Origin of the sequence: Tersicoccus sp. Bi-70, from assembly GCF_001968825.1 — a bacterium.
Classification (GTDB): domain Bacteria; phylum Actinomycetota; class Actinomycetes; order Actinomycetales; family Micrococcaceae; genus Tersicoccus.
This window is the reverse complement of record NZ_MIEU01000001.1, coordinates 11,967-33,007: the sequence shown is the minus strand read 5'-3', so window position 1 is coordinate 33,007 and position 21,041 is coordinate 11,967. Positions and strand designations below refer to the sequence as shown.

Here is a 21,041-nt window from a genome sequence, read left to right as displayed (position 1 = left end):
GCCCCGGATACTCTACGGCAGCACCGATCGCACGGCAAAACGCGATCCACCGGAGGCGTTCACACCCCGTTGGGGGCCCATTCAGCCGGCGTCCGCTCGGCCCGGGCACACTGAGGCCTGGGCCCACCCCCCACCGTGAGGACGCATCCCCATGCTCGCGCAGGACACCTACCGTTCGCTGTCGACGGTGCCCACGCGCCTGGTCTGCCTGGACATGAACGGCACCACCGTCGAGGACGACGGTCTCGTGCTCGAGTGCTTCGGCGAGGCGCTGGCCAGCCAGGGCGTCGTGCCCGGCAGCGCCGCCCACCAGACCATGCTCAGCTTCGTCGAGCAGACGATGGGCAGCTCCCGGCTCGAGGTGTTCAAACGCCTCTTCGGCGCCGCCCCGGAACCGGCGAGGGCCGCCAACCGCGTGTTCGAGCGCGGCTACGCCGCGGCGGCGTCCGGGGGTCGCGTGCGCGCCGTGGACGGGGCCGTGGACGTCCTGCTGCGGTTGCGCGACGAGGGGGTGCACGTGGCGCTGACGACCGGTTTCTCCCGGCAGACCCAGAACCAGATCCTCGACCTGCTCGGTTGGACCGGCCTGGTCGATCTCAGCCTGTGCCCGGACGACGCCGGCCGCGGCGCCCCGTACCCGGACATGGTGCTCACCGCGCTGCTCGCCCTCGACCTGGACGACGTGCGCGCCGTGATGACGGTCGGGGACAGCCGGGCCGCGGTGCTGGCCGGGCACCGGGCGGGCGCCGGCGCCAACATCGGGGTGCTGACCGGCCCGCACGCGGAGGCGGACCTGATCGAGGCCGGGGCCGACGTCGTCGTCCCCTCGGTCCGGGCCGTGCCCGGCGTGCTCGCGTCGCGCGCGGCCTGAGGTCGCACCGCTCGAGCAGTCAGGTCAGGCGGCGGCTCAGGGCCTCGAGCGGTCAGGCCACGAGCAGCTCAGGCCACGAGCGACTCCGGCGCACCAGGGGCTCAGGGGCCGCAGCGCAGCCCGTCCTGTGGCACGGTCCCGTCGATGAGGAAGCCGTCGACGGCCCCCACGACGCAGGCGTTGCCCTGCCCGTACGCGGTGTGGCCCTCACCCTCGAACGTGATCAGGCGGCCGCTCTCCAGCTGGTCGGCCAGCGAGCGGGCCCAGGCCACCGGGGTCGCCGGGTCGCCCGTGGTGCCGATGACGACGATCGGCGCCGCCCCGGCCGCGTGCAGGGCGTGCGGGGACGCGACGGCCTTGAACGGCCAGGACGCGCAGGTCAGCCCGCCGTACCCGAAGTACCGGCCGAGCGTGGGGGAGGCCTTGGCCAGGGCGGCCGCGTCCCGGCGCATCGCCGCCGGATCGGTCTGCATGGGGTAGTCCAGGCAGTTGACGGCCTGGAACGCGAAGGTGCTGTTGGCGGTGTAGCGGCCGTCCTGCTCGCGGTCGGCGCCGAGGTCGGAGAAGCGCACGAGGTCGCCCGGGTCGCCCGAGGCGGCGTTCGCGACGGCGGCGTTCAGCGCCGCCCAGCTCTGCTGGTTGTAGAGGGGCAGGATCAGCCCCGACGCGAGCATGGAGACCGTCGCCTTCCGGCCGTCCGAGACGGTCATCGGGTCCCGCTCGGCGTCGGCGAGCAGCTTCCGGACCAGGGTGATGCCCTCGTCGGCGGTGGTGAAGGCGCACGAGGAGTCCCGGGCGCACGCCTCGGCCCAGCTGTGCAGGGCCTTCTCGAACGCCTGGGCCTGGCCGAGGGTGAGCTGCTCGTTGCTCAGGGACGGATCGACGGCGCCGTCGAGCACCAGCCGGCCGGCGCGGGCCGGGAAGAGATCGGCGAAGGTGGCGCCGAGCTGGGTGCCGTAGGAGTAGCCGAGGTAGTTCAAGGTCGTCTCGCCGAGCACGGCGCGGATGACGTCGAGGTCGCGGGCGACGCTGACCGTGTCCATGTGCCCGAGCACCGGCCCGCTCCTGCGCTGGCAGGACGTCGCCAGCTGCCGCTGCAGCTCGGTGGCGCGGGCGAGGCCGGCAGCGGTCGCCGGGTCGGAGGAGTCCTCGCGGTAGGCGTCGCGCTGCTCGTCGGTCAGGCAGGTGATGCCGGCGGACCGGTCGACGCCGCGCGGGTCGAAGCTGACGACGTCGAACCGCTGCCGCAGCGTCTTCGAGGTGACCTGGTCGAGGCTGTCCCGGACCATGGTGTAGCCGGAGCCGCCCGGGCCGCCGGGGTTCATCACGAGCGAGCCGACGCGGTTCGAGCCGGTGGCCCGCTTGCGGATCAGCTGCAGGGCGATCGTGTCCCCGTCCGGGTGGGCGTAGTCGACCGGCACGGTGACCTTCGTGCAGTCGAACGACTTCTCGCAGTTCGTCCATGCGGCCTGCTGCGTGTAGAAGGCCTTGAGGTTCTCCGGGGTACCGGCCGTCGCGGACGGGTTCGGGGACGGGGCGGCGTCCTGGCCCGGCATCAGGACGCACCCGCTCAGGGTCAGCACCACGGCGGCGAGGACGGCCACCAGGGCGGCCGTGCGCGAACGCCGGCCGGGGCGGTGCCGGTCTTCGCGGGCACGGGGCGGGGTCGTGGCAGGAGTGCGGCGCATCGGGGTCCTCACGAGAGCAGGCTGACGGTCATCGCCTCGAGGGCGAGCAGGGGGGCGACGTTCGCGGCCAGCCGCTCCCGGGCCTCGGCGATCGCGTCGATCCGCCGCAGCGTCGTCTCCGGGGAACTCGCCAGCGCGAACTGCCGCAGCGTCGCGTCCAGGTGACCGTTGACGAGGTCCGTGTGCGCTCCGAGCTGCAGGACCAGGACGTCGCGGTAGAAGGTGCTCAGATCCGTCATCGCCCGGTCCAGGGCGTCCCGCTGGCTGCGGGTGGCGCGCCGTTTCTGCTCGTCGGCGAGGTGCTTGAGCTGGGACCGGACGGACGGGGGCACCTTGTCCTCCTCGGTCAGCCCGAGGGCGGCGAGCAGGTCCGCCCTCTCGGCGGCGTTCCGGTCGGCGGTCGAGGCCTCCGCGTCGGCCTGGGCGAGGTCGACGAGGGTGCCGGCCGCGCGGACGGCGCCGCTGACGTCGGAGAGCCGCAGGGGCAGGGTGACGATCTCGTCGCGCCGGGCCCGCGCCTCCGGGTCCCGGGCGAGCCGCCGGGCGACGCCGATGTGGCTCTGCGCCATCCGGGCCACCACGCGAGCGGTCTCGGGCTCGACCCCGTCGCGCCGGGCGAGCAGCGCCGCGACGTCGTCCACGGGTGGGATCCGCAGGCCGACCGGGCGGCAGCGGGACCGGATCGTGACGATGACGTCCGCGGGGCTGGGCGCGCACAGCATCCAGATGGTGCGCGGCGGGGGTTCCTCGATGGCCTTGAGCAGCACGTTGGTGGTCCGTTCGACCATCCGGTCGGCGTCCTCGATGATGACGATGCGCCACCGCCCGGTGGAGGGCTTGTCCTGGGCGCGGGAGATGAGGGAACGCACCTCGGCGATCGAGATGGTGACCTTGTCGGTGGCGACACGGGTGACGTCGGCGTGGGTGCCGGCGAGCACGGTGTGGCAGGCGTGGCAGTGGCCGCAGCCCCGGTCCGCCGCGGCGGGCTGTTCGCACTGCAGGGCCGCGGCGAAGGCGCGGGCGGCGTTGGACCGGCCCGAGCCGGGAGGCCCGGTGAACAGCCAGGCGTGCGTGGGTGCGGCGTCCTCGGCGGCGCGGCGCAGGGCGGTGACCACGGGGGCCTGCCCCTGCAGGTCGTCCCAGACGCTCATCGGTCGGCCGCCACGGGGCCCGACTCCCGGTCACGGCCCGCTGCTGGCGCGTCCCCTGACTCGGTCCCGGGCTGGTCGCCGAGCCCGTCGCCGGGCTCGGGGAGGTCGACGAGCTCGGCGTCGCGCCCGGTGACCGTCACCTCCACGGTGCCCTCGTCGGCGGACGGCAGCACGGGCAGCGGGCCGGCGACGAGCCGGAGGACGGCGTCGGCGACGTGCTCGGCGATCGCCGTCACCGGCGCGGTCGCGTCGAGGACGAGGTAGCGGTCGGGGTCCGCGGCGGCCCGGTGCAGGAAGGTCTGCCGGATCACGGTGTGGAAGGCGTCCGGCTCGGACTCCATCCGGTCCTCCGGGGCGCGCCCGGCCCGCCGGTCCCGGCCGGCCGCGGGGTCGACGTCGAGCAGCACCGTGACGTCCGGCTGCAGCCCGCCCGTCGCCCAGGCGTTGATGCCGGCGACGTCGTCGGTGCCGAGACCCCGCCCGGCGCCCTGGTAGGCGATGGAGGAGTCGACGAAGCGGTCGGTGATCACGGTGCGCCCGGCCGCCAGGGTCGGGCGGATCACCTGCTCGACGTGCGCGGCGCGGGCGGCCGCGAAGATGAGGGCCTCGGTGCGGGCGTCGACGACCGCGTCACCGTGCTCGAGCACGAGGTCCCGCAGCCGCTCGCCGACCGGGGTGCCGCCGGGTTCGCGCGTCGTCAGCACGGCGTGGCCGGCGTCGGTCAGCCGGTCGGCCAGCAGGCGCACCTGGGTGGACTTGCCGGCGCCGTCGCCGCCCTCGAACGCCACGAACACGCCGCGCTGCAGGGGTGCCGCCCCCTCGGCGGGGGCAGTGTCCGCGCCGGTCTCGCGGGGGGCGCGGTCGACCGCGGTGGGGTCGAGGTCCGGGCGCGGATCCGGGGCGGTGCTGCTCACGGATCCAGCGTATCGGCCACCCCTGACCGTTCCCGCCCGGCATGGGCCACCGACCGACCGATCGACCGGCCGGTGACGGTCGAGGTCATGCTGCCGGTCGGCCCTGTGGTTGGCTTGGCGCATGACCGAGACCCCCTCCCGCACGAACGCCCACGTCGCTGTCGTCACCGGCGCCTCCACCGGCATCGGCGAGGCCACCGCCCGCCGCCTGCGCGGGGAGGGCTGGACCGTGTACGCCGTGGCCCGCCGCGAGGACCGGCTGACCGCGCTCGCGGAGGAGACCGGCGTCATCGCCGCCGCCTGCGATATCACCGTCGAGGCCGATGTGACCGCCCTGCGGGACCGGGTGTTGGCCGAGCAGGGCCGCATCGACGCGCTGGTGAACATCTCCGGTGGCGCCCGTGGGACCGACCGGGTGGGAGAGGCGAAGGACGAGGACTGGGCCTGGATGTTCGAGGTCAACGTGCTCGGCACGATGCGCCTGACCCGGGCGTTCCTGCCGGCGCTGCGGGAGAACGGAGAGGGTACGGTGCTCAACCTGACATCGCTGGCCGCTCAGCGCGCCTATGAGGGCGGCGCCGGGTACAACGCCGCCAAGTTCGCCGAGCACGCCATGACCGAGGCGCTCCGGCTCGAGGAGGCCGAGCACAACATCCGGGTCGTCGAGATCGCTCCCGGGCTGGTGCAGACCCCCGAGTTCTCCCTCAACCGGCTCGGGGGCGACGCCGAGGCCGCGGACAAGGTGTACGCCGGCCTCGAGAAGCCGCTGACCAGCGACGACGTCGCCCGGGTGTGCGCCTTCGCCATCACCCTGCCCCACCACGTCGACCTCGACCTGGTGACCATCAAGCCGGTCGCGCAGGCCGCCCCGCACAAGGTCATCCGCCGATAAGCCGGCTCCGGGACCAGCCCGGCTCGGAAACCAGCCCGCCCCGCCGATGCCGTCACACCCCGGACATCCGGCGCGTCTAGGCTGACCGGCATGACCGACCGCACCCCGCCGCCCCACCCCGACCAGACCCGCCCCGACCAGCACCGCTCCGACCAGCCCGACTCCGTCCACCCGGACCTGGCGCCGGACTCGCTGGTCGTCGCTGCCGGCCGGCCCGAGCGGGTCGCGGAGGCGCCGGTCAACCCGCCGATCGTGCTCTCGTCGACGTACCACTCGGTCGGCCCGGTCGACGGGTCACGCCGCTCGTACGGGCGCAGCGAGAACCCCAGCTGGGAGCCGTTCGAGGAGGCGCTCGGCGAGCTCGAGCACGCCACGCTGCCGGCCCTGCTCTTCTCCTCCGGGATGGCGGCGATCGACGCGGCCCTGTCCCTGCTGCCCCCGGGCGGCACGCTCGTCATCCCACGCCACAGCTATCAGGGCAGCCTCGTCGCGGTCCACGAGGCGGAGTCCCGCGGTCAGCTGACCGTGGTCGAGGTGGACGTCGCGGACACCGACGCCGTGGTCGCCGCCCTGCCCGGCGCCGCGATGCTGTGGCTCGAGAGCCCCACCAACCCGATGATGGAGATCGCCGAGCTCGAGGTCCTCGCCCGGGCGGCGCACGCCGCCGGCGCACTCGTCGTCGCCGACAACACCTTCTGCACCCCGCTGCTGCAGCGGCCGCTCGACCTGGGGGCCGACGTCGTCGTCCACTCGGTCACCAAGTACCTGGCCGGGCACTCCGACGTCGTCCTCGGCGCGGTGGTCACCTCCGACGCCGAGCTGCGCGCGCGGCTGCTGCGGACCCGCACGGTGCGCGGCGCGATCGCCGGCTCCTTCGAGGCGTGGCTGGCGCTGCGGGGCCTGCGGACGCTCGCCGTCCGGCTCGAGCGGTCCGAGGCGACGGCCCGGCTGCTCGCCGCGCGGCTCGCCGAACACCCCGCCGTCAGCCGGGTGCGTTACCCGGGCCTGCCCGACGACCCCGGTCACGCCCGCGCGGCGGCCCAGATGAGCGGCTTCGGCTCGATCCTCGCGTTCGAGGCGGCGGGCGGTGCCCACCCGGCCGAACAGCTGACCGAACGGGTGCGGCTGTGGCTGCCCGCCACGTCCCTGGGCGGGGTGGAGTCGCTCGTCGAACGCCGACGCCGGCACGAGACGGAGGCGCTCACCGTGCCGCCGGGCCTGCTCCGGCTCTCGGTCGGGATCGAGAACGCCGAGGACCTCTGGGCCGACCTGGCGCAGGCGCTCGCCTGACGGGTTGCCGGCGCTCGGCCGGTTCCCCGTGTAATCCGGGACTGCGTCGATACACTGGGCGCGTGCAGCTCATCGTGGTGTCCCAGATGATCATCTATGTGGTGCTCGCGCTCGTCGCGTTCGCGATCGAGCTGTGGGCGCTCGTCGACTGCGCCCGCAACAAGGGCACCGACTTCCAGCGCGCGTTCAAGCGCACCAAGGGCTTCTGGCTCGGCATCACGGCGGCCGCCGCCGCGTGCGGTTTCCTCTCGATCCCGCATCCCATCGGCCTGGCCGCGCTGCCGGTCTTCATCCAGCTGATCGCGGTGACCGCGTCGTGCGTGTATCTCGCCGACGTGCGCCCCGCCCTGAAGTCCGTGCGCGGCACCACCGGCAACGCGGGGCCCTACGGCCCCTGGTGACCCCGCGGGCGACCCGGCACTGATGCGGGCCGGATGATCCGGCCCGGCTCCGGTCTACGCCCCGCCCGGTGATCCGGGCCTGACGGCGCTCCACGCGACCGTCACCTCCCCGAGCCGCCACCGCGCGGGGGAGTCCAGCAGCGGCCAGCCCGACCGGCGCATCGCCGCGCACGCGTGCAGGAACCGCTGCCGGCGCCCGAAGGACGCCACGGGCGCCGCCTCGTCCCAGCACCGGTCGAATGCCTGCAGGAACCGGTGCACCCGTTCGCCGGGTACGTTCCGGTGGATGAGGACCTTGGGCAGCCGCTCGGCGACGTCGGAGGGCCGGTCTACGGCGGTGAGCTTGATCGACAGGGTCAGGGACACGGGACCGTCCGTGTCGAGGGTGACCCACGTGGCCCGCCGGCCGAGTTCGTCGCAGGTGCCGTCGACCGCCATCCCGGCGGGGGAGAGCCGGGACCGGAGCAGGTCCCAGTGCTCGGGCACCTCGGTGACGGGGTACTGCCGCAGCACGTTGAACGCCCGGACCAGCACCGGCCGGCGTCCCGGCAGCGGCAGCTCGAAGCCGCCGAGCGCGAAGTCGAGACCCGTCCGCCGCAGGGGCAGGGCGCGGTGGACCCGAGCCGGATCGATCTCCAGGCCCACCAGCTCGGTGCGCGGGGCGACCGTGCGCAATCGGGTGAACAGTTCGACGGCCGTTGCGGGGTGCGCTCCGTAACCGAGGTCGACGACGAGCGGGTCCGCCGCGGCGCGGAGCCGGTGCCCGTGGGTGGCCGCGAGCCATCGATCGACGCGGCGGAGCCGGTTGTGGCCGGTGGTTCCCCTCGTGATCGTCCCGACCGGCCTGCTGTGCACCCCGATACCCTACGGGCGCCGCCGCGCCCACGGCGTCGATCGTGAGCGGTTCCACACCGCGCGCGCCAGGGTCCGACGGTGCGGGGGCCCCGCGCCGACGCTGTTCCGATGCCGCGCCGCCCCCGGTCGCGACGTACGGCCGACCCCGATTGGCCGGGCCGGTGCGGTGCGGCAGACTGAGCGTATGACGCAGACCCACACGCTGATCCTGCTCCGTCACGGGCAGAGCGACTGGAACGAGAAGAACCTGTTCACCGGGTGGGTGGACGTGCCGCTCACCGACCAGGGACGCGCGGAGGCGACGCGCGGGGGCGAGCTGCTGGCCCAGCGCGGCCTGCTGCCCGACGTCCTCTACACCTCGCTGCTGCGCCGGGCGATCGTCACCGCGGACCTCGCGCTCGACGCTGCGGACCGGCTGTGGATCCCGGTCAAGCGCGACTGGCGCCTCAACGAGCGCCACTACGGCGCGCTGCAGGGCAAGGACAAGGCGCAGACCCTCGCCGAGTTCGGCGAGGACCAGTTCATGCTGTGGCGCCGGTCCTACGACACCCCGCCGCCGCCCATCGACGACGAGGACCAGTTCAGCCAGGCGCACGACCCGCGCTACGCGGACCTCGGCGACGACGTGCCGCGCACCGAGTGCCTCAAGGACGTGCTCGAGCGGCTGATGCCGTACTGGGAGTCCGACATCAGCGCGGACCTGAAGGCTGGCAAAAAGGTGCTCGTCACCGCGCACGGCAACTCGCTGCGCGCCCTGGTCAAGCACCTGGACGGCATCAGCGACGACGACATCGCCGGCCTGAACATCCCCACCGGCATCCCGCTGCACTACGAGCTGGACGAGGACCTCAAGCCGGTCAAGGCGGGCGGCACCTACCTGGACCCGGACGCCGCGGCCGAGTCCATCAAGGCCGTCGCCAACCAGGGCAAGAAGTAACGACCGGCAGGTCGACATGAGGAAGGGCCCCGGACGTGTCGTCCGGGGCCCTTGCTCATGCGTGGTGTGGCGGGTGCGCTCAGGCGTCCTCGGCGCCGACCCGGCTGTCGAGCGCGTCGGGGTCCCACTCGCCGGTCACGAGGTAGGTGACCTTGCGGGAGACGGAGACGCCGTGGTCGGCGAACCGCTCGAAGTACCGGCTGGCCAGCACGACGTCGGCGGTACGGGCGGGCGACTCCTGCCAGCCCGGCTCGGCGACCGCGTCGAACACGCTGCGGTGCAGCTCGTTGATGCGCACCTTCAGCTTCTGGATCCGGGAGGCGTGGGTCAGGTCGCGGGTGTCGAGCAGCTCGACGACCGCACCGGCGATGTCGGCGTCGAGCCGGGCCATCTCCTGGAAGGCTTCGACGAGGCTCTCCGCCATCACCTGCTGCGGGTAGCGCAGGCGGGCCAGCTGGGCGATGTGCCGGGCGAGGTCGCCCATCCGTTCCAGCGAGGTGCTCATCCGCAGGGCACCGACGATCATCCGCAGGTCCGAGGCCACCGGGCCCTGCCGGGCCAGGATGTCGATGGCCCGCTCGTCGAGCTCGGTCTGCAGGAAGTCGATCCGCGCGTCGGCCGCGATCACGTCCTCGGCGAGCTCGACGTCGGCGTTCTCGAACGCGGTCGCGGCCTTCTCCACCGCGGTTCGCACGAGCGTCGCGATCTGGATGAGCTCGTCGCCCACCTGATGCAGCTCTGCCTGAAAAACCTTGCGCACGTGGCGTCCTTCCGTGATGACCCGTCGTCCCCGGTCCCGCCGTCGCACGCGGACTGCCGCAGCAACGAGGGCGCGCGATCTGTCCGGGCATCCGGCGGAACACCAACCAGCAGGTTCCCAGTCACGTGTGAACGAGAATCGCTGGTGAGGTGAACGTTAGCTGAACGGGCCGACGGTGACGCGGAGTGGTCCGGGAGGGGCCACGGGCCGTGCCTAGACTGAACGCGTGGATCCGGTGGTGCTCGCGGTCGGAGGCGGTGTGGTCGGGCTCGCGCTCGGCGCCGTCGGGCTGCTGGCGTACCGGTTCAGCGGCCGCGCCCGCCGCTCCGTCGTGGACGTCGACGAGCCGGTGCTGCCGGACGGCGCGCTGCAGGTGCTCTCCGTGATCGGCATGGCCTTCATCGTGGTCGACGACGTCGACGGCGTGGTGCGGGCCAGCCCCGCCGCCTACGCCCACGGTCTGGTGCGCGGGCACACCGTCGTCCATCCCGAGATCCTGGCGATCGTCGCCCGCGTCCGCCAGGACGGCGTGATCGAGGAACGGGAGTTCGAGCTCTCCCGCGGCCCGCTCGGGGAGTCGAGCAGCATCGTCCAGGTCCGGGTCGCGCCACTGGGGTCGGAGTACTGCCTCATCCTGGCCGACGACCGCACCGAGATCATCCGCACCGAGCAGGTGCGCAACGACTTCGTCGCCAACGTCTCCCACGAGCTGAAGACCCCGGTGGGCGCCATCTCCCTGCTCTCCGAGGCGCTCGACGACGCCGCCGACGACGAGGTGGCGGTGCGCCGGTTCGCCGGTCGCATCCACCGCGAGTCCGGCCGGCTCAGCGCGCTCGTGCAGGACATCATCGAGCTCTCCCGGCTCCAGAGCGCCGACGTCGTCTCCACCGGGTCGATCGTCGACCTGAACGCGGTGATCGCCGAGGCCGTGGACCGGAACCGGCTCGCCGCCGACGCCCGGCAGATCCGGGTCGACGTCGGCGGCCGGATCGAGCGGCCCGTGCACGGCGACGCCGACCTGCTGATGACCGCGTTCCGCAACCTCATCGACAACGCCATCCGCTACTCCCCGCCGGGCTCGAAGATCGGGGTAGGGCTGCGCTCCCGCGACGACGTCGCGCTCGTCTCCGTCTCCGACCAGGGGCCCGGTATCGCGGAGGAGGAGCAGGACCGCATCTTCGAACGGTTCTACCGGATCGACGCGGCCCGGTCCCGGGCCACCGGCGGCACCGGGCTCGGGCTGAGCATCGTCAAGCACGTGGTCGCCCGGCACGGCGGCGAGGTCACCGTCTGGTCCCGGGCCGGCCACGGGTCCACCTTCACCGTCCGGCTGCCGCAGATCGACGCCGAGGAGCGGGCGCGCCTGGAGGACCGGGACGCCCGGCCCGAACGGCCGCGGCGCCCGATGACCGCCGGCCGCCTGCACGTCCTCGCGCCGGCGCTGCGACCCGACGGCGGGTCGCCGATCCCGTCCGAGCTCGGGGGGTCCGGTCTCGCACCGGGCGCGACGCCGCCCAGGACCGGCGCGGCTCCGTCCAATTCATCCCCCTCCGGTCCATTCCCCTCCGCTTCATCCGCCTCCGGTCGGGTTCCGTCCCGGCCCGTGACGCCCTCCATCGACCCCACCCGGCACCAAGGAGCCCGCCCGTGAGCAAGATCCTGATCGTGGAGGACGAGGAGTCCTTCAGCGACCCGCTGTCCTACCTGCTCGGCAAGGAGGGCTACGAGGTCGCGGTCGTCGACAACGGCACCGACGCGATCAGCGAGTTCGACCGGGACGGCGCGGATCTCGTGCTGCTGGACCTGATGCTGCCGGGCCTTCCCGGTACCGAGGTGTGCCGCCAGCTGCGCCAGCGCTCCAACGTCCCGGTCATCATGCTCACGGCGAAGGACGCCGAGATCGACAAGGTCGTCGGCCTGGAGCTCGGCGCGGACGACTACGTCACCAAGCCGTACTCGTCCCGGGAGCTGGTCGCCCGCGTGCGGGCGGTGCTGCGCCGGCAGGGCGAGCCCGAGGAGCTGATCAGCGCGACCGTCGAGGCCGGGCCGGTGCGGATGGACGTCGACCGGCACGTCGTGACCGTCTCCGGGGAGCAGGTGCCCCTGCCACTGAAGGAGTTCGAGCTGCTCGAGATGCTGCTGCGCAACGCCGGCCGGGTCCTCACCCGCGGGCAGCTGATCGACCGGGTGTGGGGCTCCGACTACGTCGGCGACACCAAGACCCTCGACGTGCACGTCAAGCGGCTGCGGTCCAAGATCGAGCCGGACCCGTCGGCTCCCCGCCACCTCGTGACCGTGCGGGGCCTCGGCTACAAGTTCGAGGTCTGATCCCGGGGACTCCGGCCGACGGCCCGGGAACGACGACGCCCCGCTCGGTGATCCGGGCGGGGCGTTCGTCGTTCTGGCAGGAGCGAGGTGTCAGCCGGTCGGGCTGCTGGTGGCACTCGCCGACGCGGTCTCCGTCGGGGTGCTGGTGGGGGTGCCGGTCGGCGCCGGGGAGCCCGGCACGACGGTGCGGTACTCCTCGAGGGTGCCGTCCACGACGGGCACGCGCACGGTGGACGTGGCGCCGGACGCGGTCTCGGTCAGCTTCATCTCGACGAGGCTGCCCGGGTTCTGGTCGACGTCACCGAGGTTCACGGCCGGTTCCTGCTGCAGGTAGTAGCTCGCGTTGGCGGGCAGCTTGACCGTCGACTGCGTCCCGGAGCCGCTGCTCAGCGTCACGGTGGTCGCACGGTCCGACTGGTTGAACAGGGCGCCGCCGAGTCGCGCCGGGGTGCCCTTCGCCGCCGCGGCGACGAAGACGTTGCGGAGCTGGACCTGGCCCACGGTGGCCGCGACGCCGTCGGACGGGTCGTAGGACATCTGGGTGTCCTGCGGATTGACGGCCTGGCAGCCGGAGGCGCCCAGCACGGAGAGCGAGGCGACCAGGACGATGCCGGCCTGGCGGAGGCGGGTGCTCGCAGCGGTTCTCACGGTCAGGCGCTCCTCATCGACGGTGCTCAGGGGTTGGGGTGGCAACAGCTCCCAGCGTAACGGTTCCCGGGCCGTGCTCGCGCCCGCCCGGCCCCCGCGAGGCGGCCCGAGCCGCGAGATGACGCCGAAGTCGGCGGAACGGCTCGTGATAAACTCGTCTCCGGGAAAGGGGAATATGCATATGGTGTTCGAGGTCGGCGAGACGGTTGTTTACCCCCACCACGGGGCAGCGAAGATCGAGGAGATCAAGCTGCGCACCGTTCGCGGCGAAGAGAAGATGTACCTCAAGCTCAAGGTCGCTCAGGGCGACCTGACCATCGAGGTCCCCGCCGAGAACGTCGACCTGGTCGGCGTTCGTGATGTGGTCGGCAAGGAAGGTCTGGAGCACGTGTTCGACGTGCTGCGGGCCGAGTTCACCGAAGAGCCGACCAACTGGTCCCGGCGCTACAAGGCCAACCTGGAGAAGCTCGCCTCCGGCGACGTCGTCAAGGTGGCCGAAGTGGTGCGCGACCTGTGGCGCCGCGACAACGACCGCGGCCTGTCCGCGGGGGAGAAGCGGATGCTGGCCAAGGCACGACAGATCCTCATCTCCGAGCTGGCGCTCGCCGAGAAGACCGACGAGGAGAAGGCTGCCGGCGTGCTCGACGAGGTGCTGGCCTCGGCCTGATCCAGCCGGTACGACGATCGATCCGACGGGGTCCTCCGCTGTTGCGGAGGACCCCGTCGTCGTTCGTGGCCCGCTCGGCTCGCGGCTCAGTCGCCTCGGTCCTCGCCCTGTTCGCGGAGCAGATGTTCGGCCAGCGGGAGGTCCTCGGCGAACGTGATCTTCAGGTTGGTGGCCGGCGAGGGAACCCAGCGCGCACGCAGACCACCGTGCGCGGCGACGACGCTGGCCGTGTCGGTGCCTTCGAAGTCGGCGCCGTGCGCCGTGTCATAGGCCTTCCGCAGCAGCCGGGCACGGAACGCCTGGGGTGTCTGGACGGCGACCAGGGGGCCCGCGCGGTCGGGCAGCAGCTCGGTCCCGTCGCTCGTGACCACGGCAAGCTCCGTACGCAGAACACCGGGCACCGCTCCGCCGTCGCGGACCGCGACCGACAGGACCGCCCGGCAGAGGGTGGCCGTCGTCAGGGGCCGGGCGGAATCATGGATCGCCACGATCTCGACGCTGCCGTCCGCGATCCGCGACGCGAGATGGTCCAGAGCGGCATCCTCGGACCCCTGTCTGCTCGCGCCTCCCCGCACGAACTCAACGGGCACGCCCACATCGGCGGCCACGGTGCGCGCGTACTCCTCGTCCTGTTCGCGCACGACGAGGACGATCGGTCCGACGGCTCGCAGACCGGCGAACAGGCGCAGCGAGTGGGCCAGCACCGTCTCACCGCCGAGCGGAAGGTACGCCTTGTTGACGGGTGCGCCGAACCGGGTACCGGAGCCGGCCGCGAGCACGACCGCGGCAACCCGTCCGGCCCGGAGGAGGACGTCCGAGGAGGGGCCTGCGCCCGCCGTCGTGAGGCGAGCGGTCGAGAGCAGCAGCGGCGCGGCATCCCGATGCACCAGCGCAAGCCGGCGGCGGCTCACCTCATCGGCGAGGGACGCGCCGGCGGGACTGCCGGGGACGGCGGACACGCGGCCGGGTGTTGCTCCGGCTGTCCCGGCGCGACGTAGCGCCTCGTCGACCGGTGCCGGCCGCAGGTCGGTCGCTGCGGCAGCAGCCCGGTCGAGCGCGGCACGCGTGAACCCCCACGGCGAACACACCGCACGCACGTCCGCGCGGTCGACGGTGCGGCCGAGCACCCCGTCGGTCACCGCCGTGATCGTGTCGGTGACGGGCAGGACGGGCACCGTCACCGCCGCACCGCCGTCGAGGGACGCCAGCACTCGGCCGATCTGGGCGGCAGGGGTCAGCGCGTGGTCGACGCGATGCAGGAGGATCCGATCGTGGTGACCGGTCCGTGCCGTGTCCGCCGCGACGGTCAGGGTTTGCTGGAGGGAACCGTCGGTCTCTCGCAGCGTGGTGCCAGGGGTGGCGGTGTAGCCGTCCGGCACGTCCAGAGCCACCACCTCGTGAACGCCCGCGTCGCGGAGCGCCCGGACGGCCAGCCCGAGCATGGCGCCCCGGGCGGCGTCCGTCCGCCCGGCAACATCGTCTCCGGGCAGGACGACAGCGACGGTCGAAGCCATGGGCACCTCCGGGAGGCCGACGTAACAGGGCCACACCATCGAACCACGCCAGGGAACCGGGCGGGTGAGCCAGCCGGTCGTCGCCGGCGGTCGCCCGGGAGCCGTGCTCCGCCTGACAGACTGACCCCATGGACGACGCCGGCCCCCTGGACCTCCCCCGCACCGGTATCGGCGTGGACGTGCACGCCTGGGGCGAGCCCGGCACCCCGCTGTGGCTGGGCGGCCTGCTGTGGGAGGGCGAGGTGGGTCTCGCGGGTCACTCCGACGGGGACGTCGCTGCCCACGCCTGCTGCGACGCGCTGTTCTCGGCCGCCGGTGTCGGCGATCTGGGCACCCACTTCGGCACCGATCGTCCGGAGTACCGCGGCGCGGCCGGAGTGGTGCTGCTCGCCGAGGCGGCCCGGGTCGTGCGCGACGCCGGCTTCACGGTGGGCAGCGTCGCCGTCCAGGTGATCGGCAACCGACCCCGGTTCGCGGCCCGCCGCACGGAGTCGGCGCGAGTCCTCAGCGAGGCCGCCGGAGCGCCCGTCAGCATCACCGCGACGACCAGCGACGGACTGGGGCTGACCGGGCGGGGCGAGGGCGTGGCCGCCATCGCCACTGCCCTCGTCGTCGCGACGAAGCCGGCCACCTGACCGGACCCGAGCCGGGACTGCCCGGCCGCCACAGGATGCCGGGCGGCTGCAACACCCGGCGGGCCGGACCGGCCCGCTGGATACACTGACCCGGTGACGCTGCGCCTCCACGACTCCAAGTCCGCCACCGTCGTCCCGTTCACCCCGGTGGTTCCGGGACGGGCCAGCGTCTACTACTGCGGGGCGACCGTGCAGAGCGAGCCGCACCTGGGACACCTGCGCTCCGCCCTGAGCTTCGACCTGCTCACCCGGTGGCTCGAGGCCACCGGCCTGGACGTGACCGTGGTCCGGAACGTCACCGACATCGACGACAAGATCCTGGCCAACGCGGCCGCCTCCGACGCCGACGACTACGCCGGCCCGCACCCGCGTGAGGCCTGGTGGGCGCTCGCGTACCGCGTCGAGCAGCAGTTCGAGGCCGCGTACGCCGCCATCGGCGTGCGGCGGCCCACCTACGAGCCGCGTGCCACCGGCCACATCACCGAGATGCACGCCCTCGTCCGCGAACTGGTGCAGTGCGGCCACGCCTACCCGGCCGAGGACGGTTCCGGCGACGTGTACTTCGACGTCCGGTCCTGGCCGGAGTACGGCGCCCTGACCCGGCAGTCCGTGGACGACATGCAGGACGCCGCCGACGCCGATCCGCGTGGCAAGCGCGACTCCCGCGACTTCGCCCTGTGGAAGGGGCACAAGGCGGGGGAGCCGGAGACGGCGTCGTGGCCGGACCCACTCGGCCGGCCCGACCTGCGGGGCCGTCCCGGCTGGCACCTGGAGTGCTCGGCGATGGCGGGCAAGTACCTCGGCACGGAGTTCGACGTCCACGGCGGCGGCCTGGACCTGCGCTTCCCGCATCACGAGAACGAGCTCGCCCAGTCCACCGCCGCCGGCCACCGGTTCGCCCGCGTCTGGATGCACAACGGCCTGGTGACGCTCGAGGGCGAGAAGATGAGCAAGTCGGCGTTCCACTTCGTCACCGCGGCGGACGTCCTCGCCCGCGCCGAACCCGCCGTCGTCCGGTACTTCATGACCGCCACGCACTACCGCTCCGTGCTGGACTTCCGCCCCGCGACGGCGGACGACGGCGGCTCCCTCGCCGAGGCCGCCGCCGCCTACGGCCGCATCCGCACCTTCGTCCGCAACGCCGACCGCGCGGTGCCGCGGCAGGGAACCGGCCTTCCCGCCGCCGGCGACGAGACCGGGACGGCGATGACGGTCCGGGCCGAGACCCTGCCCGCCGCCTTCACCGCCGCGATGGACGACGACCTGAACATCCCGGCGGCCCTGGGCGTCGTGCACGAGACCGTGCGCCGCGGCAACTCCGCGCTCGCCGACGGGGCCGCCGAGGCGACCGCCGTCGCCCTCGAGCAGGTCCGGGCGATGACCGGGGTGCTCGGTCTCGACCCGCTCGACCCCACCTGGAACGCCGCCGGGGACCGGTCCGCCGCCGCCGAGGCGCTGGACGCCGTGGTCGCGTCGCAGCTGACCGCCCGCGCCGACGCCCGCCGCGCGCGGGACTTCGCCGCGGCGGACGCCATCCGGGACCGCCTGGTCGCGGCGGGCATCGTGATCGAGGACGGCAAGGACGGCTCGAGCTGGTCGCTGGGCTGACGAGGTCCCGCGTCGTGAGCCCCGCCCTGACCACGAGGGGGACCGGTCCACGAGGGCGGACGCCGTAGACTGGGGCTCTTCGCGCCCGGGAGGTACCGGTCAGCCGCGTCGAGCTCCCGAGAACAACAGAAGGTCCCATGCCGAACAAGCCGCGCGCCGGAGCCATCCGCAAGCACAAGAAGGGCCCGTCCTCCGGCAGCGGAGGGCTGGGCCGCAAGGCCCTCGAGGGCCGGGGCCCCACCCCGAAGGCCGAGGACCGGCCGTACCACAAGGCGTACAAGGCCAAGCAGGCGGGGCAGCGCCGTGCCGGCAGCAGCCGTGGCGAGAGCAGCTCGCCGCACACCCGCTCCCGCCGGGACAAGGCCGAGGAGATGGTCACCGGCCGCAACGCCGTGCTCGAGGCGCTGCAGGCCGCCGTGCCCGCGCGCACCCTCTACATCGCCGTCCGGATCGAGAGCGACGACCGGGTGCGGGACATCCTCAAACTCGCCGCGGAGCAGTCCGTGCCGGTGCTGCAGGTGCACAAGACCGAACTGGACCGGCTGACGATGGACGCCGTGCACCAGGGCGTCGCCCTGCAGATCCCGCCCTACGAGTACGGCGACGCCGTCGAGGCCGGCCGGCACCTGGCCGATCAGTGGGAGAAGGGCTACCTGCGCACCGCGCCCCTGATCGTCGCCCTCGACGGGGTGACCGACCCCCGCAACCTCGGCGCCATCATCCGCAGCGTCGCCGCCTTCGGTGGCCACGGCGTCGTCATCCCCGAACGCCGCACCGCGACCATGACCGCCACGGCCTGGAAGACCAGTGCCGGCGCCGCGGTCCGCGTGCCCGTGCACCGAGCCGCGAACCTCAACCGCACCCTCGACGGCTACCGCAAGCTCGGCATCCGGGTGGTCGGGCTCGACGGCGACGGCGAGATCTCCCTGCCGGCGCTCGACGCGGGCGAGGAACCGCTGTGCGTGGTCGTCGGCTCCGAGGGCAAGGGCCTGTCCCGGCTGACCCGGGAGACCTGCGAGTCCATCGTCTCCATCCCGATCGACGCCGCGACCGAATCGCTGAACGCGTCGATGGCCGTCGGGATCTGTCTCTACGAGGTCGCCCGGAGCCGTCCCTCCGCCTGACCCGTCCAGCCACTCCGCGGATCCGCCCGACCCGAACGAGATCATCGTGACCCAGACCGCTTCGACCCCGACCGGCCCGATCCAGACCGTCGACCCGCGTCGGCGTCCGCCGCGGCAGCTCCGGCCCGCCTCGGCGCTGCGGTCCTTCCCCTGTCCGCTCGGCGTCAGTACGCTCGCCGACGGCGGTGGGCACCGGCAGGAGCCGCACGGCGATGCGGTCAACGTCGCGGTGTTCGCGCCCGGGGTCGCCGCACTCGCGGTGGTGCATGAGACGGCCGACGCCGGTTGGGTGCAGACCCCGCTCGAGAACCTCGAGGACGGCGTCCACCACGGGGTGATCGAGGACCTGCCCGTCGGCGCCCGCTACCACCTGCTCGACGAGGGCGACCCGGCCGGCACCCTGCTGCTCGACCCGTACGCGCGGGGCCTGACCGAGGGCGAGGCCGACGAGCCCGTGGCCGCGGTCAGGCTCGACGGCGTGTTCGACTGGGACGGCGACGCCGCGCCGCGCACCCCGTGGCGCGACACCATCCTGTACGAGGCGCACGTCGTGGGCCTGACGAAGCTGCACCCGGACATTCCCGAGGAACAGCGCGGCACGTACGCGGGTCTGGGGCACCCGGCGATGCTGGCCTGGTTCACCCGGCTCGGCGTCACCGCGATCGAGCTGCTGCCCATCCACGCACACGCCGACGAACCGCACCTCGCCGCGCTCGGGCTGACCAACTACTGGGGTTACAACACCCTCGGCTTCTTCGCCCCGCACCCCGGGTACGCCACCGCCGCGAGCCGCGAGGCGGGCCCGCAGGCCGTGCTCGACGAGGTCAAGGGCATGGTCGCCGCCCTGCACGGCGCCGGCCTCGAGGTGATCCTCGACGTCGTCTACAACCACACCGCGGAGGGCGGCAACGATCAGTCCGCCCGCAGCTGGCGGGGTCTGGGCGAGCGCACCTACTACCGGCACCGGGACCCGAGCACCTACGAGGACACCACGGGGTGCGGCAACAGTCTCGACTTCTCCCAACCGCGGGTCGTGCAGCTCGCGCTGGACTCGCTGCGGTACTGGGTGGAGCAGTGCCACGTCGACGGCTTCCGGTTCGACCTCGCGCCCACCCTGTGCCGCGACGAGGACAACGTCTTCACGCCCCGGCACCCCTTCCTGGTGGCCGTGGCCGCGGACCCGGTGCTGGCCCCGGTCAAGCTGATCGCCGAGCCGTGGGACGTCGGCATGGGCGGGTGGCAGACCGGCAACTTCCCGCGCGGCTGGGCCGACTGGAACGACGGGTTCCGGGACGTCGCCCGCACGTTCTGGCTCTCCGACCAGGCCGCGCTCGACGCCGGGCGGCCGGGTGGCTCCCTCGCCGCGCTCGGCGGCGCGCTCGCCGGCTCGGCCGCGACGTTCGCGGCGTCGGGTCGGTCCCCGCTCGCGTCCGTCAACCTCGTCACCGCCCACGACGGCTTCACCCTGGCCGACCTGACGACGTACGACGTCAAGCACAACGAGGCCAACGGCGAGGACAACCGGGACGGCTCGGACCACAACCGCAGCTGGAACCACGGGGTCGAGGGGCCGACGACGGGGCACCGGGTGCTGCGCGCCCGCGAGCGCACCCAGCGCAACCTGATGGCGACTCTGCTGCTCTCCCTCGGCGTGCCGATGATCACCGCGGGGGACGAGATCGGCCGCACCCAGCACGGCAACAACAACGCCTACAGCCAGAACACCGCCATCTCGTGGTTCGACTGGCACCTGGACGAGCGGGCACGGCGGATGCTGCGGGCTACGCGGGGCCTGATCCGGGTGCGCCGCGAGTTCCTGGCCCACCAGCCCGCCGACTACTCGCGGACCCCGGAGGCCCACTTCCTGCACTGGTACGGCACGGCCGGGTACCCGATGACCGAGCAGGAGTGGACCAATCCGCACGTGCGGGTGCTCCAGTTGCTGCTCGGCTCGCCCGAGGGGCAGATCGACGGGCTGCTCGTCATCAACGGGTCGGCCAATGCCTCCCACGTGACCATGCCCGACGTGGGCTTCGCCCGGACGGACGTCGACGAGCCGGACGAACGGCCCCGGAACGGCTTCGTGCTGCGGCTGAGCACCGACCCGGAGACCGACCACCGCAAGGACGACCACTGGGCCAGCGACGAGGTCTTCACCGCGCCGGCGCAGAGCGTCACCGTCTTCCGGCGGGACTGAGCCGGTGATCAGGACGGGGGCTCGACCGGGAGCCGAGCAGGCGGCTGGCGCCCGCGTCGGGACGATCCGCTCGACCCTGGCGAGGCTGGGAGCCGTCGTGGCGGCCCTGCTGCTCGCGGTCCTGCTCGCCGGGTGCCTGGCCCCCGGTCCCGCCGCCCCCGCCTCGGGTGTCGCCGGTGCCTCCGCGAGCAGATCGGCCGCGTCGAACGACCGCGACCCGCGCTCCGGGCTGCCCGTCGTCGCCGCGTCCGCCCTGCCCCGGCAGGCCCAGCAGACCCTCGAGGCCATCCGCCGCGGCGGTCCCTTCCCCTACTCCCAGGACGGCGCGGTGTTCGGCAACTTCGAACGGATCCTGCCCAGCCGGCCTCGCGGGCACTACCGGGAGTACACCGTGCGGACCCCGGGGGAGTCCGACCGCGGGGCACGGCGCATCATCGCCGGTGCCGACGGCGAGCGGTACTGGACGGCGGACCACTACGCCAGTTTCCGGGTCGTCCGGGAGGACCGATGAGGCGGACGGGGACGCGCCTACCGACGTCCTCGAGCCGCGGACACCGACGG

Annotated in this window: 19 protein-coding genes and 1 pseudogene; 13 read left to right on the top strand and 7 right to left on the bottom strand. The window is 73.3% G+C overall.

Annotated features, from left to right (window positions below; genetic code table 11):
* Nucleotides 1-151 precede the first annotated feature (151 nt).
* Nucleotides 152-871 carry an HAD family hydrolase gene (locus tag BGP79_RS00135; protein WP_076692678.1) on the top strand — a complete coding sequence of 240 codons (720 nt, stop codon included), beginning with the start codon at nucleotides 152-154 and terminating at the stop codon, nucleotides 869-871.
* A gap of 101 nt (nucleotides 872-972) precedes the next feature.
* Here BGP79_RS00135 and BGP79_RS00130 read toward each other — a convergent pair whose 3' ends face one another.
* The 3 genes and pseudogenes from BGP79_RS00130 to tmk form a co-directional block, all read right to left on the bottom strand.
* Nucleotides 973-2,559: an alpha/beta hydrolase gene (locus BGP79_RS00130; protein ID WP_198928396.1), complete on the bottom strand. Its 1,587-nt coding sequence runs from the start codon at nucleotides 2,557-2,559 to the stop codon at nucleotides 973-975.
* 8 nt (nucleotides 2,560-2,567) lie between these two features.
* Complete coding sequence (locus BGP79_RS00125; protein ID WP_076692676.1) at nucleotides 2,568-3,710, bottom strand: DNA polymerase III subunit delta'; 1,143 nt, start codon at nucleotides 3,708-3,710, stop codon at nucleotides 2,568-2,570.
* Between the two features lie 188 nt (nucleotides 3,711-3,898).
* Nucleotides 3,899-4,516: pseudogene (gene tmk, locus BGP79_RS16810) on the bottom strand (dTMP kinase); the annotation flags it as partial.
* Between the two features lie 229 nt (nucleotides 4,517-4,745).
* Between tmk and BGP79_RS00115 the strand changes: the two are divergent.
* The 3 genes from BGP79_RS00115 (at nucleotide 4,746) to BGP79_RS00105 (ending at nucleotide 7,207) form a co-directional block, all read left to right on the top strand.
* The gene (locus BGP79_RS00115; RefSeq protein WP_076692674.1) at nucleotides 4,746-5,516 is read left to right on the top strand and encodes an SDR family oxidoreductase; all 771 of its coding nucleotides are present in this window, start codon (nucleotides 4,746-4,748) and stop codon (nucleotides 5,514-5,516) included.
* 90 nt (nucleotides 5,517-5,606) lie between these two features.
* Nucleotides 5,607-6,806, top strand: a complete 1,200-nt coding sequence (locus BGP79_RS00110; protein WP_083701419.1) for a PLP-dependent aspartate aminotransferase family protein — start codon at nucleotides 5,607-5,609, stop codon at nucleotides 6,804-6,806.
* Between the two features lie 62 nt (nucleotides 6,807-6,868).
* On the top strand, nucleotides 6,869-7,207 hold the full coding sequence (locus BGP79_RS00105; protein WP_369800133.1) for a DUF2516 family protein: 339 nt from the start codon (nucleotides 6,869-6,871) through the stop codon (nucleotides 7,205-7,207).
* Between the two features lie 54 nt (nucleotides 7,208-7,261).
* Here BGP79_RS00105 and BGP79_RS00100 read toward each other — a convergent pair whose 3' ends face one another.
* Complete coding sequence (locus BGP79_RS00100; protein WP_076692673.1) at nucleotides 7,262-8,068, bottom strand: SAM-dependent methyltransferase; 807 nt, start codon at nucleotides 8,066-8,068, stop codon at nucleotides 7,262-7,264.
* A gap of 178 nt (nucleotides 8,069-8,246) precedes the next feature.
* Between BGP79_RS00100 and BGP79_RS00095 the strand changes: the two genes are divergently transcribed.
* A complete protein-coding gene (locus BGP79_RS00095) occupies nucleotides 8,247-8,999 on the top strand; it encodes a phosphoglyceromutase (protein ID WP_076692672.1) in 753 nt (250 codons plus the stop codon).
* 79 nt (nucleotides 9,000-9,078) lie between these two features.
* On the opposite strand, the gene phoU is transcribed toward BGP79_RS00095, so the two are convergent.
* Entirely contained in the window at nucleotides 9,079-9,759 is a 681-nt protein-coding gene (gene phoU / locus BGP79_RS00090) for a phosphate signaling complex protein PhoU (protein ID WP_076692671.1), read from the bottom strand.
* 226 nt (nucleotides 9,760-9,985) lie between these two features.
* Between phoU and BGP79_RS00085 the strand changes: the two genes are divergently transcribed.
* Together BGP79_RS00085 and BGP79_RS00080 are read left to right on the top strand one after the other, a co-directional pair.
* A complete protein-coding gene (locus BGP79_RS00085) occupies nucleotides 9,986-11,410 on the top strand; it encodes an ATP-binding protein (protein WP_083701418.1) in 1,425 nt (474 codons plus the stop codon).
* A complete protein-coding gene (locus tag BGP79_RS00080; protein WP_076692670.1) occupies nucleotides 11,407-12,087 on the top strand; it encodes a response regulator transcription factor in 681 nt (226 codons plus the stop codon). Before BGP79_RS00085 ends, BGP79_RS00080 begins: the two co-directional genes overlap by 4 nt.
* A 90-nt stretch (nucleotides 12,088-12,177) precedes the next feature.
* Here the strand turns inward: BGP79_RS00080 and BGP79_RS00075 are convergent, their stop codons facing one another.
* Nucleotides 12,178-12,735 carry a hypothetical protein gene (locus BGP79_RS00075; RefSeq protein ID WP_076692669.1) on the bottom strand — a complete coding sequence of 186 codons (558 nt, stop codon included), beginning with the start codon at nucleotides 12,733-12,735 and terminating at the stop codon, nucleotides 12,178-12,180.
* 181 nt (nucleotides 12,736-12,916) lie between these two features.
* Here BGP79_RS00075 and BGP79_RS00070 point away from each other — a divergent pair, with 181 nt between their 5' ends.
* Nucleotides 12,917-13,402: a CarD family transcriptional regulator gene (locus tag BGP79_RS00070; protein WP_076692668.1), complete on the top strand. Its 486-nt coding sequence runs from the start codon at nucleotides 12,917-12,919 to the stop codon at nucleotides 13,400-13,402.
* Nucleotides 13,403-13,488: 86 nt separating this feature from the next.
* Here the strand turns inward: BGP79_RS00070 and BGP79_RS16070 are convergent, their stop codons facing one another.
* Nucleotides 13,489-14,916: a 2-C-methyl-D-erythritol 4-phosphate cytidylyltransferase gene (locus BGP79_RS16070; RefSeq protein ID WP_083701417.1), complete on the bottom strand. Its 1,428-nt coding sequence runs from the start codon at nucleotides 14,914-14,916 to the stop codon at nucleotides 13,489-13,491.
* A gap of 128 nt (nucleotides 14,917-15,044) precedes the next feature.
* On the opposite strand from BGP79_RS16070, the gene ispF reads away from it, so the two are divergent.
* The 5 genes from ispF to BGP79_RS00035 all read left to right on the top strand — a co-directional run bounded on the left by ispF (nucleotide 15,045) and on the right by BGP79_RS00035 (nucleotide 20,991).
* A complete protein-coding gene (gene ispF, locus BGP79_RS00055; RefSeq protein WP_076692667.1) occupies nucleotides 15,045-15,551 on the top strand; it encodes a 2-C-methyl-D-erythritol 2,4-cyclodiphosphate synthase in 507 nt (168 codons plus the stop codon).
* Nucleotides 15,552-15,644: 93 nt separating this feature from the next.
* A complete protein-coding gene (gene cysS, locus BGP79_RS00050) occupies nucleotides 15,645-17,159 on the top strand; it encodes a cysteine--tRNA ligase (RefSeq protein WP_076692666.1) in 1,515 nt (504 codons plus the stop codon).
* A gap of 137 nt (nucleotides 17,160-17,296) precedes the next feature.
* A complete protein-coding gene (gene rlmB, locus BGP79_RS00045; protein ID WP_076692665.1) occupies nucleotides 17,297-18,283 on the top strand; it encodes a 23S rRNA (guanosine(2251)-2'-O)-methyltransferase RlmB in 987 nt (328 codons plus the stop codon).
* Nucleotides 18,284-18,419: 136 nt separating this feature from the next.
* Complete coding sequence (gene glgX / locus BGP79_RS00040; RefSeq protein ID WP_076692688.1) at nucleotides 18,420-20,480, top strand: glycogen debranching protein GlgX; 2,061 nt, start codon at nucleotides 18,420-18,422, stop codon at nucleotides 20,478-20,480.
* A 97-nt stretch (nucleotides 20,481-20,577) separates the two neighbouring features.
* The gene (locus BGP79_RS00035; protein WP_233120987.1) at nucleotides 20,578-20,991 is read left to right on the top strand and encodes a ribonuclease domain-containing protein; all 414 of its coding nucleotides are present in this window, start codon (nucleotides 20,578-20,580) and stop codon (nucleotides 20,989-20,991) included.
* The last annotated feature ends 50 nt before the right edge of the window (nucleotides 20,992-21,041 follow it).